At 71.7% G+C, this 21,993-nt stretch carries 18 protein-coding genes; 8 read left to right on the top strand and 10 right to left on the bottom strand.

Annotated elements, in window-relative coordinates:
• The first annotated feature begins 18 nt into the window (after window positions 1-18).
• On the top strand, window positions 19-351 hold the full coding sequence (locus tag ABH920_RS00195; RefSeq protein WP_370345406.1) for a nuclear transport factor 2 family protein: 333 nt from the start codon (window positions 19-21) through the stop codon (window positions 349-351).
• Window positions 352-413: 62 nt separating this feature from the next.
• On the opposite strand, the gene ABH920_RS00190 is transcribed toward ABH920_RS00195, so the two are convergent.
• From ABH920_RS00190 to ABH920_RS00170, 5 genes are all read right to left on the bottom strand, one after another.
• Entirely contained in the window at window positions 414-3,353 is a 2,940-nt protein-coding gene (locus ABH920_RS00190; protein WP_370345404.1) for a LysM peptidoglycan-binding domain-containing protein, read from the bottom strand.
• Window position 3,354: 1 nt separating this feature from the next.
• Entirely contained in the window at window positions 3,355-5,370 is a 2,016-nt protein-coding gene (locus ABH920_RS00185) for a CpaF family protein (RefSeq protein WP_370345402.1), read from the bottom strand.
• A complete protein-coding gene (locus ABH920_RS00180; protein WP_370345400.1) occupies window positions 5,360-6,355 on the bottom strand; it encodes a hypothetical protein in 996 nt (331 codons plus the stop codon). Before ABH920_RS00180 ends, ABH920_RS00185 begins: the two co-directional genes overlap by 11 nt.
• 424 nt (window positions 6,356-6,779) lie before the next feature.
• A complete protein-coding gene (locus ABH920_RS00175; RefSeq protein ID WP_370345398.1) occupies window positions 6,780-7,826 on the bottom strand; it encodes an acyl-CoA dehydrogenase family protein in 1,047 nt (348 codons plus the stop codon).
• Complete coding sequence (locus ABH920_RS00170) at window positions 7,826-9,052, bottom strand: acyl-CoA dehydrogenase family protein (RefSeq protein WP_370345396.1); 1,227 nt, start codon at window positions 9,050-9,052, stop codon at window positions 7,826-7,828. The genes ABH920_RS00175 and ABH920_RS00170 overlap by 1 nt, the downstream gene beginning before the upstream one ends.
• A gap of 150 nt (window positions 9,053-9,202) precedes the next feature.
• Between ABH920_RS00170 and ABH920_RS00165 the strand changes: the two genes are divergently transcribed.
• The gene (locus ABH920_RS00165) at window positions 9,203-9,835 is read left to right on the top strand and encodes a cysteine hydrolase family protein (RefSeq protein ID WP_370345394.1); all 633 of its coding nucleotides are present in this window, start codon (window positions 9,203-9,205) and stop codon (window positions 9,833-9,835) included.
• A gap of 176 nt (window positions 9,836-10,011) precedes the next feature.
• On the opposite strand, the gene ABH920_RS00160 is transcribed toward ABH920_RS00165, so the two are convergent.
• On the bottom strand, window positions 10,012-11,130 hold the full coding sequence (locus tag ABH920_RS00160; protein ID WP_370345392.1) for an LLM class flavin-dependent oxidoreductase: 1,119 nt from the start codon (window positions 11,128-11,130) through the stop codon (window positions 10,012-10,014).
• Window positions 11,131-11,286: 156 nt separating this feature from the next.
• Between ABH920_RS00160 and ABH920_RS00155 the strand changes: the two genes are divergently transcribed.
• Entirely contained in the window at window positions 11,287-12,885 is a 1,599-nt protein-coding gene (locus ABH920_RS00155) for a class I adenylate-forming enzyme family protein (RefSeq protein ID WP_370345390.1), read from the top strand.
• Window positions 12,886-12,958: 73 nt separating this feature from the next.
• Here the strand turns inward: ABH920_RS00155 and ABH920_RS00150 are convergent, their stop codons facing one another.
• Window positions 12,959-13,990, bottom strand: a complete 1,032-nt coding sequence (locus tag ABH920_RS00150; RefSeq protein WP_370345388.1) for an NAD(P)/FAD-dependent oxidoreductase — start codon at window positions 13,988-13,990, stop codon at window positions 12,959-12,961.
• Window positions 13,991-14,145: 155 nt separating this feature from the next.
• On the opposite strand from ABH920_RS00150, the gene ABH920_RS00145 reads away from it, so the two are divergent.
• The 3 genes from ABH920_RS00145 to purU all read left to right on the top strand — a co-directional run bounded on the left by ABH920_RS00145 (window position 14,146) and on the right by purU (window position 16,622).
• The gene (locus ABH920_RS00145) at window positions 14,146-14,487 is read left to right on the top strand and encodes a hypothetical protein (protein ID WP_370345386.1); all 342 of its coding nucleotides are present in this window, start codon (window positions 14,146-14,148) and stop codon (window positions 14,485-14,487) included.
• Window positions 14,487-15,668, top strand: coding sequence for a glutathionylspermidine synthase family protein (locus ABH920_RS00140; protein ID WP_370345384.1), 1,182 nt, complete (start codon window positions 14,487-14,489; stop codon window positions 15,666-15,668). Before ABH920_RS00145 ends, ABH920_RS00140 begins: the two co-directional genes overlap by 1 nt.
• Before the next feature lie 69 nt (window positions 15,669-15,737).
• Window positions 15,738-16,622: a formyltetrahydrofolate deformylase gene (gene purU, locus ABH920_RS00135; protein WP_370345382.1), complete on the top strand. Its 885-nt coding sequence runs from the start codon at window positions 15,738-15,740 to the stop codon at window positions 16,620-16,622.
• A gap of 64 nt (window positions 16,623-16,686) precedes the next feature.
• Here the strand turns inward: purU and ABH920_RS00130 are convergent, their stop codons facing one another.
• The 3 genes from ABH920_RS00130 to ABH920_RS00120 form a co-directional block, all read right to left on the bottom strand.
• Window positions 16,687-17,781 (bottom strand): hypothetical protein, encoded by a 1,095-nt coding sequence (locus ABH920_RS00130; RefSeq protein ID WP_370345380.1) that lies wholly within the window; start codon window positions 17,779-17,781, stop codon window positions 16,687-16,689.
• Between the two features lie 25 nt (window positions 17,782-17,806).
• Window positions 17,807-18,340, bottom strand: a complete 534-nt coding sequence (locus tag ABH920_RS00125; protein ID WP_370345378.1) for a SigE family RNA polymerase sigma factor — start codon at window positions 18,338-18,340, stop codon at window positions 17,807-17,809.
• Between the two features lie 83 nt (window positions 18,341-18,423).
• A complete protein-coding gene (locus ABH920_RS00120) occupies window positions 18,424-19,074 on the bottom strand; it encodes a TetR/AcrR family transcriptional regulator (RefSeq protein WP_370345376.1) in 651 nt (216 codons plus the stop codon).
• Window positions 19,075-19,353: 279 nt separating this feature from the next.
• On the opposite strand from ABH920_RS00120, the gene ABH920_RS00115 reads away from it, so the two are divergent.
• Complete coding sequence (locus ABH920_RS00115; RefSeq protein WP_370345374.1) at window positions 19,354-20,223, top strand: M24 family metallopeptidase; 870 nt, start codon at window positions 19,354-19,356, stop codon at window positions 20,221-20,223.
• Window positions 20,220-21,992, top strand: coding sequence for an SDR family oxidoreductase (locus tag ABH920_RS00110; RefSeq protein WP_370345372.1), 1,773 nt, complete (start codon window positions 20,220-20,222; stop codon window positions 21,990-21,992). Before ABH920_RS00115 ends, ABH920_RS00110 begins: the two co-directional genes overlap by 4 nt.
• Window position 21,993: the final 1 nt, after the last annotated feature.

The following is a 21,993-nucleotide window of genomic DNA, read 5'->3' as shown; positions in this document are numbered from 1 at the left end:
GCGCGGCGTGGAATGATCATGTACATGATCGATCCCCGCGAAGTCGTCGAGCAGCAGCTTGCCGCATACAACAGCCACGACATCGACGCCTTCGTCGCCACCTATGCCGAGGACGTCGTCGTCAACCGGAGCGACGGCAGCCGGCTGGAGGGACGCCAGGCGCTGCGCGACAAGTACGCCGGACAGTTCGTCGAAGGCCGCTGCCGGGCGGAGATCCTGGCGCGGCTCAGCGAAGGCGACTGGGTGGTCGACCACGAAGTCGCCCATGGTCTGGCCGACGATCCGGTCCGCGTGCTGGTCGCGTACCGGGTGCGCGACGGGCTGATCGACCGCGTCGACTTCCACGGCTGAGACAGCGCTGGACCTGGTCGCTGTCGGTGTCGGTGTCGCTGTCGGCGGCCGTCGGGTGTTGGTCAGCTTCGCGCGGCTGCCTGCGCTACGTCCCGCAGCATCGCGGCCGTCTCCGGTTGCAGCGGCAGCCCTTCGCGCTCGGCGTAGCCCAGGAGTGCGTCGGCGTGGCGGCGGGCCGCGGGGAGGTCGCCGAGGGCGGCCAGGGCGGACAGGAGGTCGCGGTACAAGAGTTCTGATTCCGGGGCGGCCGCCAGACCACGCAGGGCCGCCTTGCGGGCGCTGCGGGGGCTCTGTTCGTGCAGGCATGCCTCGGCGACGTAGTGCGCCGTGTCTATCGCCAGCGCCGCCATTTCGTGGCGCAGCGTTTCGGCCCAGCCGTAGCGGCGGAGCGGGCCGTCTTCGAAGGGCCGGCCTCGGAGCAGGCTGAGCGCGCCGACCAGTTCGCCGTTCTGGGTGCGGTGCACGAACTCCAGCCAGTCGCAGGACAGTGAGGGGGCCAGCGTCACGCTCTCCGGCGCGATCCGGAGCAGCTGCTCGCCGTTGGCGTCCGTGCCGAGGACTTCGCGCAGCTGGATCACCTGCGCGTCGACGATGCTCAGCGCGCCGGCGCGGGCCGGCCACAGGTCCGCGGCCAGCTGGTCCATCGAGCATCCCGGGTGCAGGATCACGTACGCCGCGATCTCGGCGAGCTCCGGCGCGTCGTCGGTCGCACCGGCCAGCACGATCGGGCCCAGGATGTCGATCGCGTAGGACGGACCGAGCACGACGGACTCGTCCGGCGTCTCGGCGCGGTTCGGCATCCCCGCCGCAGCCGCCCTGCGCTGACTCCAATACGCACCCTGCCACTGCCCCGGCTTCCGAGGCGCCGCCATGCGAGCGGGCTCGGGCAGCGCCAGCGATGAGGACGGCAGCGCCGGCCGATTCGGTCGCGTACCTGTCGGGGGGTGAGGGCTCTGAGCACCCGGCGCAGCCAACGCGGCGCGTCCGTGCTGGCCCGGCAGGTCCGCCTCGATCCCCACCAACCGATCCTCCGCGCGGGGCGGCGGGGGCTCCTCCTCCCCGTCGGCGGCCGGATCGAACTGCGGCAGGTTCGCCGGCTTCAGTGCCAGCCGGACCTGCTTCGCCGTCCCCGGCCCCGGCAACGGCGCGGTGGTCGTCGGCAGCGCGGTCGGCAGCAGCGCGTCCACTCGGAACAGGTCGTCGACAGGCACGCGGAAACGGTTGGGCTGTACCGGATCCGGTGTCGCGATCAGCTCGACGCGCTCCGCCGGATGCGTCTCGGAGTGCGACGACCCGGCTCTCCCCCGACCGCCGGCGTCGCCGCCTGAGCCGCCCGAACCACCGGCACCGGCACTCGCACCGGCCCCCCGCCCCGCGACATGCCGCCGCGGATGTGCGGGCTTCCGCTTCGGCAACGGCGTCTTCGTCCCCGGACTCCCCGGGCTCTCCGCCTCGACCGCCGGGACCGACGGCAGGTTGAAAGCCCCGTCGCCGCGCGGCGCCGGCTTCTCCTGATCCGAATCCGCCGCCGACAGCTCGCGCACGACCGCGGCGTACCGCTCCTCCCGCAGCGCCTGCACCCGCAGCGCGAGCCCGGGCACCCCGGCCTGCGAGCGCGGCGTGTGGAACGCCGGCGCGCCGATCGTCCACGGCGACAGCAGCTGCTCCCGGTCGTCGGCCACCGCCACCACCGCGATCGAGGTCCGCTGCCGCCCCGACAGCAGGTGCCGCAGCCGGTGCGTCAGCCGCAGGTCCGGCGCCACCGCCGAGAGCAGCACGTGCGTCTTCGTGATCGGGGCCAGCTCGTCGTCCGGGTGCGTGCGCGCCTTGCGCACGGTCACGCCGCGCCGGTCCAGCACCGCCTCGACGCCGGCCGACCAGCGCGCCAGCGCCTCCACGGCGCGCACCAGATCCTCGGTGTGGTTCAGCGTCCCCGGCGCGAACAGCGACGGCAGCTCCGCCCCGAACCCGACGAGCGTCACCTCGACCTGCTCGGCCGCCATCCCGGTCGCCAGCTCCACGGCCATCGCCCGCAGCACCGACACCGCCTCCGCCTCAGGGGCCAGCAGCGAGACCCCGCCGGTCGCCTCCAGGTCGACCAGGACCGTGTCGTCGTCCCCGTCGAAGCCCAGCGAGACGAGGGCCGGGTACGGCGCCGGCGCGTGCCCCGGATGCGTACCGACCTGCGCCCCCAGCGGGCAGATCCACACCCCGGGACGCTGCGGGTCCGCGTAGAACGGCGCGACCGGCGGCTGCGGGCGCGCCAGGTGCAGCTCCAGGCCGTGCGACTTGAGCACCGTCGTGGTGATGTCCGGCAGCCCCCGGTCGGCCTTGGTGAGCCGGGCGCTCAGGGTCCTGAGAGCGGCGTCGATGAGCACCTGGCCGGTCGGGTTGTCGACGCGACTCAGCTCCAGCTCCCACTCCCCCGGCTGCCGCATCGAGATCCGCTCGCCGGGGCGGCGCCGCATGACCTTGCGCAGCCGCCGGTCCCCCAGCGTGCTCAACACGCCGGCGGCCAGGAGGCCGCCGGTCGCCGCGACCGTCTTGCCGGAGTCGTTGCGCGTCGTGGCGAACGTGGACTGCCGCCGGGGGTCGTCGGCCGCCGCCGCGCCACCGGCGGCACCGCCCTCGGTCCCGGTAGCGCCGGTAGCACCGGAACCGCCGGAACCGGGCCCCGCCTCCAGCGCCAACCGCCCGCGCTCGCCGGCCGCCGCCGGCGGCCGGTGCCGCCCCATGTCCGGCGGCATGATCAGGACCCATCCCGACTGCAGGAACTCGACGTAGCTGAACACCGTCCCGTCCGGCATCCGCCGGCCGTCGTTCAGCTCGGCGATGTCCGCGAAGCGGTTCGGATCGCCCAACTGCTCCTCGGCGATCCGCCACAGCGAGTCGCCCTTGCGCACGACATACGTCTGATACTCCGGGGCCTCCTGCCCCGAAGCCGATACCGAAACCGCACCCGATCGCGGCCTCGCCTGCGCGACGCCCCCGTCGTCCGCCATGTCACTCCTGGTCCAGCCGCCGCCGCTCGTGCAGGTACTGCCGGTCGAAGACGTCCTGTTCGGTGAGGGACGGCTTCGGCACCGGCGTCATGTTCTGGAAGCCACGACCGCCCTCGCGCTGCTGGTGCGGCGCGGGCCGCGACACGTTCTGCGCGGCCGGCGTCGGGGCGACGTACCACTGGTCGTTCCCGTAGAGGAACCACTTGGGGTCGAACCCCGCGCGCTGCAACGTCGCCAGCCGCTCCGGCCGCTGCGCGAACACCGCCCGGCCGTCCGGCCCCGGGGCGAAGATCTCGGTGACGACCGGCGCCAGCCGCTCGCCGAGCCCGTTGACCTCGACCACCCGGTCCACGTAGCGCGCGGTGGCGCGCGGCTCCCGCATGTCGGTCGCGGGCTCGGTGTCCATCCGGATGTCGACGATGTAGTGCAGGGTCTCGGCGGCCAGCTGGACCGCCGAGTCCCGGTTCATCGTGGTCCGCATGCACAGCATGACGAACTTGTTGAACGCCTCCCGCGTGGACCCGGAGTGGATCGCGCACAGCGCCGCCCGGCCGCCGGTCGACACCGCCTCCAGCAGCGTGGCCGCCTCCGGCCCGCGCACCTCGCCGACGACCAGTCGCGCCACGTTCATCCGCAGCGCCACCTCGATGACGTCGGACAGCGTGACCTCGCCGATCCGGCGGCCGTCCGGGCCGCGCTCGGCGGTCCCCGGCCACGACTGGTACGCCACCATCCGCGGATGCCGGCCGATCTCGTCCAGGTTGAGTTCGAACTCCGCCTCGACCGTCGCGTACCGCTCCATCACCGGGATCTCCGCGGCCAGCGCGCGCAGCAGCGTCGTCTTGCCGGCGTCGAGCGGCCCGGTGACCACGATCGTCTGCCCGGCCAGCACCGCGCTGCGCAGGAACGCCGCGATCGCCGGCGACACCATGCCGCGCACCACCAGGTCGTCCAGCGTCACCTTCACGACCCGGTGCCGGCGCACGACCAGCGTCGGCCGCCGGGACACGCCGATGGTCGCGGTCAGCCGCGCGCCGCCGTCCACGGTCAGGTCGAGCAGCGGCTCGGCCGGGGTCAGGATCCGGTGCCGCCGGGCGGCCCAGGTCCGCATGTCGGCCAGCAGCGACTCGTCCGACGAGGCGATCCGCGGCGCCTTCTCCACCCGGCCGTCCGTGTAGACGACGTGGCCGTCGTCGCAGCCCCGGTATTCGATGGTCTCCACGTCGGGGTGGTCCAGCATCGGGGCCAGGCCGCCCATGCCGAAGACGCAGGCGCCCGCGGCCCGGCGCATCGCGTCCTGGCGCGCGTCGTCGACCGCCTGCCCGCGCGCCGCGGCCCGGGCCGACCAGGAGTTCACCGCCTCCTCGATGACCGCCATGCCGAAGGCTCGGCGCTGCTCGTCGGTGCCGGAGTCGGGGCGCGGGAACTGCTCGGTGATCCGTTCGCGCACCTGCTTGCGGATGACGTCGACGCCGGGCCAGTCGACCGCCGAGAAGGCGTGGATCCCCTGCGCGGGCTTGGGATCCGGCGGGTACTCCGAGCCGCCGCCGAAGCGGAGCGCGAGCTCGTGGCGCGAGCGGTTCGTGCCTTCGTCCAGGGGCGGGGCCGGGGCCGGCGCCGGGGGCTGGGACAAGGACTGGGGCAGCGGCTGGGACGACGGCGGCGGCGGGAGCTGGCGGCGGTTGGCGCTCTGCGCTCCTTGGAAGTGCAAGGCGTTCTCCACAAGCGGGGGCGGCGCGGGAGGCAGGGCGTGGGCGGCAGGTCGGCCCTGCGCCGGCCCGAGTTCGCGGACCGGTGCCAGCGGCGGCTTCTGTCCACCGGTGGTGGGGCGCGACGGATCGGCCTGCGGGTGGTCCTCCCACGGCGGGGTCCCGGGATCCGGGAGCGCGACGCTCTCCCGGTTCAGGAAGGCGATCGCGTCGCGCAGCTCCGAGACCTGGTCGCTGCGGCCGCTGCCGCGCGACCGGCCCGGCCCGCCGCCCTGCGCGTGTCTCGGGTCGAACTTGTCACCCGGCATGGGCGGCCTCCCCGGGTACCACCGTCAGCCGGCGGTTCGAGGCGACGGTGCGCGCCGGCGGAGCCGGGCGGTTCAACTGGCGGTCGATAGCAGCTTGCAACTCCCGGATGTCCCTCATGTATCCCGAGCGTGAATAACCGTTCGGGAGGTTCCGGCGGCCCAGCAGCTCCGCGCCGACTTTCAGGTCGTGCCGGACCTCGGCGATCACGTCGATCTCCAGCGCCTGCTCGATCGCCGCGCGCTCGTTGTGGCGCCGCGCGCCGGGCGGGATCACCACGCCGGCCAGGCACCAGCGCGGGTCGGCGTGCGGCCGGGCGGCGGCCAGCCGCTCGGCGATCGTCCCGACCGCGTCGTGCGCCGCGCGGATCTGCTCCAGGTGGTCGCCGGTCACCATCAGCACCAGGTCGGCGTGCTGGATCAGGGGCAGCGGCGCGTGCGCGGCGTGCAGCGGCCCGCAGTCCACGAGCACGTCCACCGTGCGCCGCTTCACGACCAGCGCGGGCAGCACCCGGGACAGCGGCTCCCAGAGCACTGACACGGCCGCGGCCTGCGCCGGCACCTGGACTCCGGCCAGGAACCGGGCCGGGGAGCTCGGGCTCAGCGGCTGGACGTAGCGGAAGATCTCCTGCCGGATGTCGGTGTGCTGGTGGATCGCGGCCAGTCCGAGCAGCCCCTTGGCCACGTCCCCGCCGCCCTGCTGGTAGCCGGCCACGATGTCGCCGTACCGCGGGTCGCATTCGGCCAGCAGCACCGGACGCGGCCACGCCTCGGCCAGCGCCACCGCGGTGGTGGTCACTCCGGGCGAGTTCTTGGCCGACACCAGGCAGATCATCGCCATGGCACACCCGGGGTCGCGGGTCCCCGCGGTCGTCGGACCGGACGTCGGACCGGGCGGCGGTCCGCCGCTGCGGCCGCCGTCGGCGGGACGGACGGCGCGCTCGGGCTGACGCCGCCGCCGGCGGGCGGTGGGGCGGGTGCGGTACACATCGGCTGAGCTCTTTCCCGGTTGTTCGGTAGCGCGGTGGTGCTGTGTGGCATTGCGCGGACTTGTTCTGATCGTTTCGGCGCTGTCGGGTTCTCGCTGAAACCAATGAGAACTCTGATTCAGTTGTAACCAGTCGCGACCGATGTAGTCCTGTGGATTGGTCGGGGTTCGCCACCGGTGTCGCAGGGCCCTGTCGCGCCGGGCGAGCAGGGTCTCACCTGCTCCGATCCGCGGTCCGTCGGACCGCCGGTGAGGTGCTGAGCTGGGGGTTCTCTGTGATTGCGCCAGAGAACCCTGTATAGGCGCCGCGTCCCAGAGTGTCAATATTCGCCATCAATCAACGCCTGAGTGTGGGGGTGATGACCGGTGCTTGTCGCAGGCGTGCGGCGGCGCGCCGCGACGCGTGTCCGGCGCGGGATTTCCCTTACAGGGATTCGGAAATCAGGTCCGCGTGGTCCGCGGCGCGGCCGTACGCCAGGGACAGCGCCCAGGCCCGCTTGAGGAAGAAGTGCAGACCCATCTCCCACGTGCAGCCCATGCCGCCGTGCACCTGGATCGCAGACCTCGCATTCGCCACCGCCGCCTCGTCGGCGAGCAGCTTGGCCGTGGACACCGCGGCCGCGGCGGTCGGCAGGTCGGCGCCGTCGTGGCCGGCCGCCTCGTCGCAGAGCAGTACCGCGGCCGAGTGTACGGCGGCGCGGGCCAGCTCGGCGCGCGCGAACATGTCCGCGCACAGGTGCTTGACCGCCTGGAACGAGCCGATGGCACGGCCGAACTGCGTGCGTTGCTTGGCGTAGGCGACGGCGCGTTCGGTCAGCACCGCGGCGATGCCCACCTGGTAGGCGGCGGTGAGCAGCGCGCCCTCGCGCAGCAGCGCGTCGGCGGTGCCGGCGTCGCCGACGATCTCGCCGCGCAGCGGCTTCTGGCGCAGCCGGTGCAGCGGGACGCGGGGATCCACGGGGTGCGGGACCGGATCGGCGCGCAGCTCGATCGGCTCCACGCGCAGGACCTGGCTGTGCCCGGCGACCCCGGGGGTCTCGCCGTCGACGATCTCGATGACCAGCAGCGCGTCCAGGGCGTCCAGGTGCTCCAGGATCTGTGTCTGCTGATTGCCGCAGGTCAGGTCGCCGAGCCCGACGCGGTGCCGGCCGCCGGCGTACTCCGGCAGCAGCGCCGCGGCCAGCGCGGTCGCGGTGAACGGGCCGGTCGCCAGCGCGCGGCCCAGCTCTTCGAAGACGTGCACTGATTCGGGGTGGCCCAGGCCCAGGCCGCCGTCCGCCTCCGCCACCCGGACGCCGAAGATGCCGAGCTCGGCGAGGTCGCGCCACAGGGCGACGTCCACGCCGCCGATGCCGGGATCGGGCCCCTTTTCCGCCTCCCGGCCCGGCGTGCCCGGCGCGGGATGCTTGGCCAGCACGTCGCGTACCGCGCCGGCGAGTGCCCGCTGGTCCTGGGTCGGCCGGAAGTCCATTAGCGCGCGCCGCCTTTCGCGGCCCCGGCCGCCGGTGCCGTTGCCGAGGGCTCCTTGGGCAGGCCCAGGATCCGCTCGCCGATGATGTTGCGCTGGACCTGCGAAGTCCCGGCGGCGATCGTGTATGCCAGGGATCTGAGACGTTCGTAGCCCGGCTCGCCGTCGTAGGTGCACAGGTCGTCGTCGAACGCCAGTGCGTCCCGGCCGCGGACATCGGCGTGGAGATCGTCAAGGTGTTGTCGGGCCTCGGAAAACCTCAACTTGAAAACTGAGGAACCGGGGCCCGGGATGCCGGCCGCGGAATGTTCCGCCTCTGAGACGTTCCGCTTCACCAGCGCCCACAAGGCGTCGAACTCGGCCGCCAGCCGGGCGATGCGGCGGCGGGTCTCGGAGTCCTCCCAGGCGGTGTTCTCCCGGGCCAGCGCGGCGATCTCGGCCAGCCGCCGGCGCGCCCACACCACCTCGGCGACGAACCCGGTGCCGCGCTCGAAGGCGAACGTCACCATCGCGATCCGCCAGCCGTCGCCCTCGGCGCCGACCCGGTTCGCCACCGGGATCCGCACGTCCTCCAGGATCATCTCGGAGAACTCGGTCGAGCCGCCGGCGGTCATCAGCGGGCGCAGCGTGACGCCGGGGGCGTCCATCGGCATGATCAGCCAGGTGATGCCCTGGTGCTTCGGGCCGTCCGCCGGACCGGTGCGCACCAGCAGTTCGCAGAAGTCTGCGACCTCGGCGTGCGAGGTCCAGATCTTGCGGCCGTCGACGACGTAGTGGTCGCCGTCGCGCACCGCGCGCGTCCGCAGCGCGGCCAGGTCCGACCCGGCGTCCGGCTCGGAGAAGCCCTGGCACCAGATCTCGTCGCCGCGCAGGATCGCCGGGATGTGGCGCTCGCGCTGCTCCGGAGCGGCCTCGGCGATGAGCGTGGGGCCGGCGTGCAGCAGGCCGACGAAGTTGACGCCGACGTACGGGGCGCCGGCCAGCTCGGACTCCTCCAGGAAGATCAGGTGCTCGGTCGGGGTCGCGCCGCGGCCGCCGTACTCGGCGGGCCAGTTCAGGCCGGCGTAGCCGGCTTGGTGGAGCAGGGCCTGCCAGTGCGAGTCGTAGGTGCGGCGGGCCTGCCAGTCGTCCTGGGAGGGCTGCGGGTCCAGGGTCGGCAGGACGGTACGGAGCCAGGCGCGCAGGTCTTCGCGGAACCGCAGTTGGTCCGGGGTGTCACGCAGTTGCACGGCGGGCTCCTGGCGATATCCGAGATCTGGATCTGGAGGCGAACAGCGGGGCGAGCAAATCTGACGGCCCGTCAGGTGAGCGTATTGCCAGAGATCGCAGGCGACAAGACCCGCTCCCCTTCTGATGCCGCGTCAGCTACCGTGCCCGGCATGCCGGTCGATCTGAAAGCGATGCTGGAGCCGTCCCGCTGCGCCGTGGTCACCTCCGAGGTGCAGAACGGCGTCCTGGGCCCGGCGGCCCTGTTCCCGGACCTCGCCGCCGCCGCGCGCCCCCACGTCCCGGCCATGGTCCGGGTGGTGGACGCGGCCCGCGCGGCCGGCGTCCCGGTCATCCACGCCACGGTCTACCGCCGCCCCGACACCCGAGGCGCGAACACCAACGCCCGCCTGTTCGCCGCAGCACTGAAGTCCGCCCGCCGCGACGACGTCGAGGACCTCCTGCCGGGCTCGAAGGCGGCAGCGGTGATCGACGAGATCGGCCTGCTGGACACCGACATCGAACTGCCCCGCTACCACGGCCTGGGCCCGATGTACGACTCCGGCCTCGCCGCGGTCCTGCGCAACCTCGGAGCCAGAACCCTGATCCCGGTCGGCCTGTCGGTGAACGTCGCCATCACGAACCTGGTGATGGACGCGGTGAACGCCGGCTTCGACGTCGTACTGCCGCGCGACGCGGTGGCCGGCGTGCCGGCGGCGTACGCCGAGGCGATGATCGAGAACACGCTCGCGGTGCTGGCCGTGGTGACGAGCAGCGGGGCGCTCGCCGCGGCTTGGGGGCGGTGAGGCGGGCGGCGCCGCACCGGCTCGGCCGCCGCGCCTGCCCGCCAAGACCCCCGGCTCCAGCCCAGCCCCGCCCTCAGCTCCCCAGCTGAGCCTCCTGCCGCTGCGCCGTCGAGTGCACCCCCTCGGCCGCCGCGCCTGCCCGCCGGAACTCCCCGGCTCCAGCGTTGCCCCCGCTCTCAGCTCCCCAGCTGAGCCTCCCGCTGCCGCGTCGTCGAGTGCACCGGATCGGTGTCGAAGCGCGGCAGCACCTCCCGGCCGAAGGTCTCCACCGACTCGATCGCCACGTCGATCGGCATCGCCGTGGACAGCATCCCGAACACCAGCTGGTCCGCGCCGATCGCCGCCACCGCCGCGACCGCGCCGGCGACTTCCTCCGGGGTGCCGATGCACATCTGCTTGGCCTCGATCACCGCGTCGATGGTCGCGCGGTCCATTTCCGGGATCCGGCCGCCGAGGTCGTTCACCCACTGCGGGCGCGGGAAGGTGTCCAGGTACTTCCACAGCAGCGACTGGTGGTAGCCCGAGCCCATCGCGGCGGCGACCTCGCGGGCCCGCTGGCCGTCCTCCAGGCACACCAGCTGGGAGGTGACCATGACGTTGTTGTTGATGTAGCCGCCGACCGGGTTCTCGCAGCGCTCGATCTCCTCCTTGTAGATGGCGATCAGCTTGGCGAGGTCGTCCATCGAGGCCTGGGCGAAGCAGAGGACGCCGATGCCCATCTCGGCCGCCTTCTTGAACGTGCCCGGGGATCCCGCCGCGACCCACAGCGGGGGGTGCGGGTCGGTCAGGGGCTTGGGCAGGACGTTGCGCTGCGGCATCGAGAAGAAGCGGCCCTGGAACGAGTAGTCCGTCTCCTTCCACATCCGCACGATCTGCGGCAGTGTCTCGTCGACCATCTCACGCGTCAGGTCCGAGTCCTCGATGCCGAAGCCCTTGGTCTCGGTGGTCGAGGAGCCGCGGCCGACGCCGAACTCGAAGCGGCCGCCGGACAGGTGGTCCAGGACCGCCACCTTCTCGGCGACGCGGGCCGGGTGGCTGACCGGCGGGGTGATGTTGAAGATGCCGGAGCCGACGTGGATGCGCTCGGTGGCGGCGGCGAGGTAGCCGAGGAAGGCCTCGTTGGCGGACAGGTGCGAGTACTCGTCGAGGAAGTGGTGCTCGGTGGCCCAGGTGTACTTGAAGCCGGACCGGTCGGCCGCCTTGACCAGCTCGATCTCGTCACGGAGCCGGCTGGCCTCCGTGATGTCGGGGTGGTTCCGCGGTACGTAGAGGCTGTTGAAGAGGCCGAACTCCACGGTGTGCTCCTACTCGTCGGTCGGTCGGCGCCATCTGACGCACCGTCAGATATCGTACTGATCGGCTTTGCGGTCGCAAGAGGCACGGCTCTTCCCCCTGATCGCGGGCCGGAGTAAGACTGACTCACCGTCAGATCTGAGCTGGAGGACGCGGAGATGCTGGACGCCGAGAGTCTGGACGCCGAGAGTCTGTGGCAGCTGATCGAGCGCCGCGCCGAGGCCGACCCGGAGCGCGAGCTGCTGGTGGACTCCGGCGGCTCGCGGATGACGAACCGCGAGTACCGGGACGCCGCGCTGCGCACCGCTGCCGGGCTCCACGACCTCGGGGTACGCGCCGGGACCGTCGTGTCCTGGCAGCTGCCGACCTGGAACGCGGGCTACGTGCTGATGGCCGCGTTGAGCCGGCTCGGCGCGGTCCAGAACCCGATCATCCCCATCTACCGCGACCGCGAGGTCGGCTTCATCATCCGGCAGATCGCGCCGGAAGTGGTGATCACGCCCTCGGAGTTCGGCGGCTTCGACTTCGCGGCGATGATCGCGCGGCTGACCGAGGGCACCGCGACGCGGCACCTGGCGGCGGACCGCACGCTGCCCGAAGGCGATCCGGCGGTGCTTCCCGACTATCAGGCCCCTGCGGAGCGCGAGCTGCGCTGGTACTTCTACAGCTCGGGGACGACCGCCGACCCCAAGGGCGCCCGGCACACCGACACCGCGATCCTCGCGGCGGCCCGCGGCATGCACGCCTGCCTGGAGCTGACCGCCGAGGACATCAACGGCATGGCGTTCCCGCTGACGCACGTCGCCGGCCCCATCTGGCTCGCCTCGTCGCTGATGGCCGGACTCTCGAACGTCCTGCTGGACCGGTTCGACCCAGCCGCCGCCGTCGACCTGTTCGGCCGGGAGAAGGTGACGCTCGGCGGCTCGGGCACACCGTTCCACCTGGCCTACCTCAAAGCCCAGCGGGAGTTCGCGAAGACCCGGCCGGGAGAGCGCGCGTTCCCGTCCTTCCGGCTGTGCAACGGCGGCGGGGCGCCACGGCCGCCGACACTGCACGCGCAGATCCGCGACGAGGTCGGCGGCCTGGGCGTGATCGCGGGCTGGGGCCTGACCGAGGCGCCGATCCTCACCATGTCCACCGTCCACGACCCGCAGTCGGCGCTCGACGACTCCGAGGGGCGCGCGATGCCCGGCGTGGAGCTGCGGGTGGTGACGCTGGAGGGCAAGCTCGCCGAGCCCGGCGAGGAGGGGGAGCTGCGGGCCAAGGCGCCGCAGCTGATGCTCGGATACGTGGACGCGGCGCTGGACGCCGACGCGTTCGACGCGGACGGCTACTTCCGCACCGGCGACCTGGGGACGGTCGACGCCGAGGGCTTCGTGCGGATCACCGGACGGCTCAAGGACATCATCATCCGCAAGGGCGAGAACATCTCCGCCAAGGAGATCGAGGATCTGCTCTTCACCCATCCCCGGGTGGCCGAGGCGGCCGTGATCGGACTGCCGGACGCCGAGCGCGGGGAGCGGGTGTGCGCGGTGGTGGTCGTCGCGGAAGGCGCTGAGAGAGCTCAGGGCCCTGAGGGAGCTGAGGGCGCCGACGACACGGCGCCGCTGGGGTTCGCCGAGATGGTCGCGTTCCTCAAGGCCGCCGGGCTGACCACGCACAAGCTGCCGGAGCAGCTGGAAGTGGTGGACGGCCTGCCGCGCAACCCGACCGGGAAGGTCGTCAAGCGCGATCTGGTGGCCCGGTTCCGGGACTAGTTCGAGGTGGCGGTACCAGCGGGGTGTACTGGTACCGCCACCATGGGTCGGGCGTCGTTGATCGACCCCGTTCTCAGGCTGCTGCGGCCCTGAGAAGTGCTTCGGCCTCCGCCACGACGGTGGCGGTGCTCGGCGCGGCGTTCGCCGCGGGCGGCGCGACGGGCCCGCGGTAGGTGCGCTGCGGATCGGCCCCGGACAGCCGCGCGGCGAGCACGTCGGCCTGCGCCAGCACCGTCTCGCGCCGCCCCGACAGGCTGCGCCGGTGCTCGGCGCACGCCCCGAGCGCGTGGATGTGCGGGTCGGAGACGCTGCGCAGCGTGTCGTCGACGACGATGCCGCGGGCCACCGCCAGGCCGGAGGTCCAGGCCAGCGCGGTGTTCGGCGCGGTGCCGCAGGCGATGACCGCCAGGTCGCAGGAGAGCCGGTGGCCGTCGGCCAGCAGGACGGCCTCGAGCGCGCCGTCGGGGCCGGGTGTCAGGGCCCGGACCCGGCAGTCCTGGTAGGCGATGACCCCGCTGCGGCGCAGCGTCAGGTAGGCGTCGGTCGGCGTTATCTCGGGCCGGGCCGGCGTCTGGTCGATGAGCTCGACGTGCAGCGGGTCCTCGGCGCGCATCGTGCGCAGCGCCGCGGCCGTGTCCAGGCCGGTGGTGCTGCCGCCGATGACGACAGCGTGCGTGGCCGGGCCCGCCGCCTCGGCCAGGCGCCGGAAGTCGGCGGCGTTGTGGGCCGAGTGGACGCCCGGGAGCAGGTCCTCGCCGTCGGCGGTGCGCAGGCCCTTGATCGGCGGCAGCACCGGGTTGGCGCCGGTGGCCAGGACCAGGGTGTCGTACGGCTGCACCCACTGGTCGGAGCCGTGCACGAGGCGGTGCATCCGGTCCACGGCCACCGCCCGGACCCCGACCCGCAGGTTCAGCCGGGCGTCGGCCGGAGCGGCCAGCGCGGCGTCGGCCCCGGCCAGCGTGCCGGGCAGCGCGGAGCGGTCGTACGCGGTGGCGCCCTCGCCGGCGTAGACGGTGACGTCCACGTCGGCGTCGGCGGCCAGCAGGCCGGTGACGAGGCGGTGGGCCGCCAGGCCCCAGCCGACGACGACGATCTTCCTGGTCATCGTGGGATCCCTTCGGTCGGCGACGCGATGCCCCCACGATGGCCGACCGACGTTTCCCGGTCGCTTCGACGGTGTTTCGGCAGCCGTTCCTGTTTGTAACAAGGGAGTAAGCTGCGGTTCGCTTGGCATCGGGGGCTCGGAATCGGGGGAGAACCATGCGTGAAGAGGTCAAACGACAGCGCGCGAAACTGATCGTCGGCGGGATGATGTCCGCGGCGGTGATCGGCTGGGGCGTCGCGGGGTGCAGCCACGACGATCACCAGCGGTGCGTCGACACCCGCAACAACACTGTGATCCCGGACCAGTACTGCGGGGACACGACCGCGAACTACACCTACGCGCACTGGTACCGCGGCGGCAGCGGCCTGAAGATGGGCCAGCGCGTCTCCGGCGGCGAGGTCGGCGAGCACGGTGTGGCCCGCGGCGGCTTCGGCGGCCACGGCGGTTCCGGGGACGAGGGCGGCCACGGCGGCGGCGAAGGCGGGCACGGCGGCTGATGCGCAGAGTCCAGAGCCGCCCGCGCGACGGCTGGCAGCAGGCGGTCGAGTCGCAGGGCCTGGTCTTCCCGGTCACGACCATGGACGACGGCCGCGTCGTCCCGTACTGGTACGAGTCCGCGCACTACACCCTGACCATGGCCGAGGTCGACGCGCTGGAGGACACCACCGCGGAGCTGCACGCCATGTGCCTGGCCGCGGCCGAGCACATCGTGTCCCGCGACCGCTTCGCCGACCTGGGCATCACCGAGCCGGCGGTGGTCCGGGCGGTCCGCGAGTCGTGGTCGGCGCAGCCGCCGTCCCTGTACTCCCGGTTCGACCTGCGCTACGACGGCGACGACGGCACCACCGCGAAGCTGCTGGAGTACAACGCGGACACCCCGACGATGCTGCTGGAGTCCGCGATCTGCCAGTGGTACTGGCTCCAGGACACGCGTCCGGACCTGGACCAGTGGAACTCGCTGCACGAGCGCCTGGTCGAGGCCTGGAAGAAGACGCGCGTCCGGCTGTCGCACGGGCCGGTGCACTTCGTCTACGCCGAGTGCGACGAGAGCGGCGAGGACTACATGACCTCCACCTACGTCGCCGAGACCGCCGAGCAGGCCGGGCTGACGCCGGTGGTGCTGCCGGTGGAGAAGATCGGCTGGCACTCGGCGTCGGGGTGGTTCGTCGACCTCGAGCAGACCCGCATGCGCACGGTGTTCAAGCTCTACCCGTGGGAGTGGCTGGTCGCCGAGGACTTCGGGCCGCCGGCGCTGGCCGCCCTGGACCGGACGCAGTGGATCGAGCCGATCTGGAAGATGCTGCTGTCCAACAAGGCGCTGCTGGCCATCCTCTGGGAGCTCTACCCGGGCCACCCGAACCTGCTGCCCGCCTATCTCGACGGTCCCCGCGGCATGAAGGACTACGTCGCGAAGCCGCTGCTGGGCCGCGAGGGTGCCTCGATCCGCATCGTCACCGGCGGCGAACACTTCGAGCAGCCGGGGCACTACGGCCAGGAGGGGTACGTCTACCAGGAGTTCTCCGCGCTTCCGGCGTTCCCCGGCAGCGACGGCGGCGGGCGCGCGGTGCTCGGTTCCTGGCTGGTCGACGGCGAGCCGGCCGGGCTGGGGATCCGGGAGTCGGACGGTCTGGTCACGGACACGTACGCGCGGTTCGTGCCGCACGTCATCGACGGGTAGGCGCTGTTCGGCGGCTTCCGGTGTCGCCAGCCGGACGGTTACTGGGACGAACGCCCGCGATCAGCGACAATGACGGGCATGGCCGATCCGAAGAAGCAGCAGTGGGTCCTCACCCTGTCGTGTCCGGACACCCCCGGTGTCGTGCACGGCGTCGCCAACTACCTCCTCATGACGGGCTGCACGATTCTGGACAGCCAGCAGTACGGCGACCCGGACTCGGGCCTGTTCTTCATGCGGGTCAGCTTCGAGCGGGTGCACGACGAGGTGACGCTGGAGCAGCTCAACAGCAGCTTCGCGGCGGTCGGCGCGACGTTCCGGATGGCCTGGCGGATCCACGACGCCAACGAGCTGATGCCGGTGGTGCTGATGGTGAGCAAGTTCGGGCACTGCCTGAACGACCTGCTGTTCCGGGCCAGCACCGGGGCGCTGCCGGTGCGGATCGCGGCGGTGGTGTCCAACCACGGCGACTTCGAGGACCTGACCCGCTCCTACGGCGTGGACTTCGTCCACCTGCCGGTCGCCGCCGGCGACGCCGAGGCCAAGGCGAAGGCCGAGGCGGCGCTGCTGGACGTGGTCGAGAGCCAGGGCGTGGAGCTGGTCGTGCTGGCGCGCTACATGCAGGTGCTGAGCGACGACGTGTGCAAGGCGCTGGAGGGCCGGATGATCAACATCCACCACTCCTTCCTGCCGAGCTTCAAGGGCGCCAAGCCCTACCACCAGGCGCACGCCCGCGGCGTGAAGCTGATCGGCGCCACCGCGCACTACGTCACCGCCGACCTCGACGAGGGCCCGATCATCGAGCAGGAGGTGGCGCGCGTCGGCCACGGCGTCACCCCGGAGCAGCTGGTCGCGGTCGGCCGGGACGTCGAGTGCCAGGTGCTGGCGCGGGCCGTGAAGTGGCACGCCGAGCACCGGGTGCTGCTGAACGGGAACCGGACGGTCATCTTCGCCTGAGTCGGCGGAAGGCAGAAGGCCCTGAGAAGGCTCATGGCGCTTCTCAGGGTCTCGTCTCACCGCGTCACGAGCCAGCCGATGTCTGGCTTCCGGAAGGCTGGCTGTGCGAGGAGCTCTGCCCCGAATGCGGACTCCCCGCGGGGTCCGTGGAATTCGACTCTCCCGGCGGCAATCCGCTCGACGACTGCGATCCCGAGGGCGGACTCGACGAACCGGTCGTCCCGCTCGACGACGTCCAGCCCGACGGCAGCCCGGGATCCGACGAGCTCACCGGCGGCGCCGGGGGGAACGAGGATCCGCTCGCGCTCGGCGGCGCCATGGCCGCCAGCTGCCGGGTGAGGGCGTTGAGGTAGTTGAGCTGTGCCTTCGCGTACTCGAGCAGCTTCGAATCGCTCATGATCTTCGCCAGCTGGGCGTCGCTCAGCAGCGATACCGTGGCGGTGGGCGGCGCGATGCCGTTCATCCCGCCACCCGCAGAGGTGCCGACCAGGATGTCGACGCGCGGGTCCTTCAGGCCGTCCCCGACATAGCCGGCACTCTGCTGGCCCGAAGGCGCGCTGTTCACGACCACGCTCCCGCCCGCGGTGCTGGTCTGGACGCATCCCGGCGGGGCCGGCGTGCCGCAACTCAGCGGATGCCCGTCCAGCGTCGAGGCCGGCTCCGTCGAGGGGAACAGATAGTTCGTAGTGCCGTCGGGGCCGGTGAGGACGAGCACCCAGGAACTCGTCACCTTCACGCTGAATCCCGGGGGCAGCGCCGCCTGGATGAACGGCACCGAACCCTTGGCGAAGGTGACGTTGAAGTCCTGCTGTTCGATGTAGATCTTGCAGTAGTCCGCGAGATTTCCCTTGAGGGTTCCCGAGTACGAGCAGTACGGCGTCCACCACGTACCCTCCGGCTGCGACGGGACGCCCCCGATCGAGCGGTGCGTCGAGACGCCTGTCGGTGCCTGCCCGGCGGCGGACCCGCCGCCCCCGCCCCCGCCGCTCACCGCGGCGACCCCGGTCGCCACCGCGACCACCGCCAGCGCCGCCGCTCCGGTCAGCGTCCAGTCCCGGCGCCGCCGGCGCGCGCCCCACTCCATCGCGGCGTCGACGACGTCCCGCTGCGGCGGCTCGTCCTGCGGCTCGGGGAGGGCGCCGGACAACAGCTCACGCATGTCCTTCACAGTTCTCTTCTCCCAGCTAGTCATGGATGAGCTCGCTGACGGCCGCACCGAGCCGCTGGCGCAGGATGGCGATCGCCCGGGACGTCTGGCTCTTGACCGTCCCGGGGGAGACCCCCAGCGCCTCGGCCGTCTGGTCGACGGAGAGGTCCTCCCAGAACCGCAGGACGACGACCGCCCGGGCCCGGGGCGGCAGCGTGTCGAGTGCGCTGCGCACCGCGAGCCGCAGAGCGGCGTCGTCGGCCGGGGAGGCCGGTTCGGGGATGCCGTCGAGCGCGACGGTCGCGCGGTCCTTCTGCTTGAGGTCCAGGAAGGCGCGGTACAGCACCGTTCGGGCGTACGCGTCGACCGAGTCGGCGCGCATCACCCTCGGCCAGGACCGGAACAGCCGACCGAAGGTCGTCTGGACGAGGTCCTCGGCGGTGTGCCAGTCCCCGCACAACAGGTACGCGCTACGGCGCAGATGGGGCTGAGCCCCCACGGCGTACTCACGGAACTGTTCGCGGGCGTCAGCCGAACCGCCATGCGCCAGCGGGCTCTTGAGTTTCCTCACATCAGGTATGACCGGAGGACGGTCCGTGTGGTTGGAACAGGGACCGGGTTTCTCCGTTTCCTGTGAACGCCCTGGACCGGGACTTAGACCGGGACCTCATGGCCGATCGCCATCAGCAGCGCGCCGAGCTGCACGATCAGCTGCTGCTCGATGTCGGAGCGGGCCAGGTCCTGGTGCTTGAGCCAGTCCAGGACCGCGGTCTCGGCGGCCGCCACCCAGCACTTGAGCGTCATCCGGACGAGCGGATCCACCGGAGTCGGCTCGCTGAGTCCTTCCACCAGGAGCTCATAGACGGTGTCCTCCACGGAGTGCACCAACGCCGCCGACTCCGCGCCGGAGCCGTACGCCGCCGAACCGCCGAGCAGCGCGACGAATCCGGCGGAGTGCGCCTCGGCGAACTCCACGAACGCCCGCACCGCGCGGTCCAGCCGCTGCAACGGGGTGTCGCCGGGTTCGACCTGCGCGAGCCGCCGGGTGAGCTCGGCCGCGGCCTTGGACAGGGCGGCGGCGTAGAGCTCCTGCTTGGTGCCGAAGTAGTGGTAGACCAGCGCGCGCGAGGCGCCGGCGGCCTGCGCCACGTCGTCGACGGAGACGTCGTCGGGACCGCGCTTGGAGAGCAGGTCCAGCGCCGCCTCGATGAGCTCGTCGCGGCGGCGGTCCACCGACAGCCGGCGGCGGGGTGCCGTGCGCGGGGTCGAGCGGACGGGCTGGGAGCTGCGGGACTCGGACTGCACATCGCCATGCTGCCACGTCCGGCGCCGGGAACGAATCGGCAAGCGTGTCGCGACCATTCTCGAATCTGCTTCGGTGTGCCCGGATCTGCCTGAAGAGCACCAGCTATCCACTCGCTGTCCGCCCGGCATCCGTCGGCGCTCGGCGGCATCCGGTGGTGTCAGTCGGGTGTCTGTCGGTGTCTCTTGGCGGCGTCTCCTGGCGCCTCTTTGGCGCCTCTTGGTGTCCGTTTCGGAAACGGGGTCTTGTCGGTTGGACACTCGGCGCTTACATTAGACGCTGTGTCCAATAACACCGGCCCCACCCCCGATGCCCTGCAGCGTCACCGCGACGCCCAGGCGCTGGCCTACCGCTGCGCCGAGACGGTCGGCGCGGGACTGGAAGCCGGCGTCACCGAACGTGAAGCCGCCCGGCGGATGCGCGCCTACCTGCGCGAGAACGGCGTCGAGGACTTCTTCCACATCCCCTTCGCCTGGTTCGGCGAGCGCACAGCGTTCCGCTCGCTGAAGGGCCCGTGGACTCCGCTGCACTTCTTCCCGACCACCAAGCGGCTGGAAGAGGGGATGTCCTACATCCTCGACTGCTCGCCGGTGGTCGACGGTTACGTCTCCGACATCGGGTACGCCGGTGTCCTCGGCGAACCCGGCAGCAACCGCATCTTCGACGCGCTCATGCGGGACCTCGCGGAGTACAGGACGCTGATCCTGCAACGGATCAAGGCCGGGGACACACTCTCGGAGGTCTACGCGGCGGTCGACGCGCTGATCGCGCGGCAGGGCTACGAGTCCCGGCACAAGGTCTACCCGGGCCGCGTCATCGGCCACCAGGTCGGCCACATGAGCCAACGCCGAAACATGGGCCGCTACGCCTTCGGGTTCGGCCTGCGCACGCTGGAGACCCTGGGCCGCGAGATCGTCACCGAGGGCATCAAGGGCCGCTCCCCGCTGTGGGCCGGAGGCCGCGCCTCCCACCACGCTCCCGCGCCGGGGCTGTGGGCGGTCGAGCCGCACATCGGTTTTCGCAGCGTCGGAGTGAAGTTCGAGGAGCTGCTGGTCGTCACCGAGGACGACGCCTTCTGGCTCGACGACGACCTGCCGCACGTGCGGCGCTGGCAGGAGCAGGCTCGGGTCAAGGAAGGCGCACTCGTATGACTCAAGACGTCCGCACGCTCGCGGTCACCGTGGAGGGCGGCAAGCTCTCCGTCCGCACCTACGGCGACCCTTCCAAGCCGACCGTCCTGTTGGTCCACGGCTATCCCGATACTCAGGCGGTGTGGGACGGCGTCGTCTCCGAACTCGTCGAGGACTTCTACGTCGTCACCTACGACACTCGCGGCATCGGCGCCTCCAAAGGGCCGCTGTTCAAGCACGGCTATACGTTGGAGCACCTTGCGAACGACCTTTACGCGGTCGCGGACGTAGTGGCTCCCGATCGGCCGGTCCACCTGGTCGGCCACGACTGGGGTTCCATCCAGGCTTGGGAAGCGGTCACTCGCGCGGACTCCGCACAGCGTTTCCTCTCCTATACGTCGATCTCGGGCCCCTGCCTGGACCACGCGGCGATGTGGACGCGTTCCGGCATCCGCAAGCCGACGCCCCAGGCTGCCGCGCGTTCGCTGAAGCAGGCGCTCGCGTCCTGGTACATCGTCGTGTTCCACCTGCCGGTGGGGCCGCGGGTGGCCTGGCGGCTCGGCCTGGCGAAGCAGTGGCCGCGGATCATCAAGGCCATAGAGGGGACCAGACTCGACCCCTCTCCGACTCTCCATAGAGACGGCTCGCGCGGTGTCCTCTATTACCGCGCCAACATGCTGCCCAAGATGCGGCATCCCGAGGAGCGGCCGACTTCTGTTCCGGTCCAGGTGCTCACACCGACCGGCGACAGGTTCGTCACCCCGGCTCTCGCCGCGCAGGCACCGGCTCCGTGGACGGAACGGCTCTATGTGCGCAAGGTCCATGGCGGCCACTGGATCGTCGTCAAGAAGCCCGCACTGATCGCCGAGCGGATTCGCGAGTTCGTCCAGTCCAGCATCGCGACTCCGGGAGGACCCGAGCCTGTGCGTTCCCTATTGCGTGCCGAAGCTAGCCAGGGCACCAAAGACCGGCGTGAGTTCGAGGACAAGCTGGTCGTCATCACCGGCGCCGGCTCCGGGATCGGACGGGCCACCGCGTTGGCGTTCGCCGAGAAGGGCGCCGACATCGTCGTCGCGGACATCGACAGCGTCGCCGCGGCGCGCACGGTCGAGCTCGTGGAACTGCTCGGTGCGCGGGCCTACCCCTTCACTGTGGACGTCTCCTCCGGCGAGGCCATGGAGAAGTTCGCGGACGAGGTGAAGGAGACGGCCGGGGTTCCCGACGTCGTCGTCAACAACGCGGGCATCGGGATGTCCGGTCCGTTCCTCGCCACAGAGGTGAAGGACTGGGAGAAGATCCTCGGCGTCAACGTCTGGGGCGTCATCCACGGCGCGCGCTGCTTCGGCGAGATGATGCGGGAGCGCGGCGAGGGCGGGCACATCGTGAACCTCGCGTCGGCCGCGGCCTATACGCCGTCCCGCACACTCTCCGCCTACTCGACGTCCAAGGCCGCGGTCCTCATGCTCTCCGAGTGCCTGCGCGCGGAGTTCGCGCGCCACGGCATCGGCGTCTCGGCGATCTGCCCCGGCTTCATCGCCACCAACATCACCCGGACCACGAAGTTCGTCGGGCAGAGCGCGGAGCAACAGGAGCGCACCCGGCAGCGCGTCACCGGGCTCTACCGGAGGCGGAACTTCGGGCCCGACAAGGTGGCCGAGCGCATCGTCGATGCCGTGCGGCGCGACAAGCCGGTGGTACCGGTCGCGCTGGAGGCCCGGGCGAGCAGGGCCATTTCCCGGCTGTCCCCGGCGCTGGCGCGCCGGATGGCGAAGATCGACCCGACTGGCTGAG

Origin of the sequence: Catenulispora sp. EB89, from assembly GCF_041261445.1 — a bacterium.
GTDB lineage: Bacteria > Actinomycetota > Actinomycetes > Streptomycetales > Catenulisporaceae > Catenulispora.
This window is presented reverse-complemented; position numbering and strand designations above follow the sequence as displayed.

Coding starts and splice junctions, on each gene's coding strand:
- ABH920_RS00165 (WP_370345394.1), top strand. CDS start 9,203: ATGCCGGTCGATCTGAAAGCGATGCTGGAGCCGTCCCGCTGCGCCGTG.
- ABH920_RS00140 (WP_370345384.1), top strand. CDS start 14,487: ATGCGCAGAGTCCAGAGCCGCCCGCGCGACGGCTGGCAGCAGGCGGTC.
- ABH920_RS00110 (WP_370345372.1), top strand. CDS start 20,220: ATGACTCAAGACGTCCGCACGCTCGCGGTCACCGTGGAGGGCGGCAAG.
- ABH920_RS00150 (WP_370345388.1), bottom strand. CDS start 13,990: ATGACCAGGAAGATCGTCGTCGTCGGCTGGGGCCTGGCGGCCCACCGC.
- ABH920_RS00155 (WP_370345390.1), top strand. CDS start 11,287: ATGCTGGACGCCGAGAGTCTGGACGCCGAGAGTCTGTGGCAGCTGATC.
- ABH920_RS00185 (WP_370345402.1), bottom strand. CDS start 5,370: ATGCCGGGTGACAAGTTCGACCCGAGACACGCGCAGGGCGGCGGGCCG.
- ABH920_RS00145 (WP_370345386.1), top strand. CDS start 14,146: ATGCGTGAAGAGGTCAAACGACAGCGCGCGAAACTGATCGTCGGCGGG.
- ABH920_RS00130 (WP_370345380.1), bottom strand. CDS start 17,781: ATGCGTGAGCTGTTGTCCGGCGCCCTCCCCGAGCCGCAGGACGAGCCG.
- ABH920_RS00195 (WP_370345406.1), top strand. CDS start 19: ATGTACATGATCGATCCCCGCGAAGTCGTCGAGCAGCAGCTTGCCGCA.
- purU (WP_370345382.1), top strand. CDS start 15,738: ATGACGGGCATGGCCGATCCGAAGAAGCAGCAGTGGGTCCTCACCCTG.
- ABH920_RS00175 (WP_370345398.1), bottom strand. CDS start 7,826: ATGGACTTCCGGCCGACCCAGGACCAGCGGGCACTCGCCGGCGCGGTA.
- ABH920_RS00190 (WP_370345404.1), bottom strand. CDS start 3,353: ATGGCGGACGACGGGGGCGTCGCGCAGGCGAGGCCGCGATCGGGTGCG.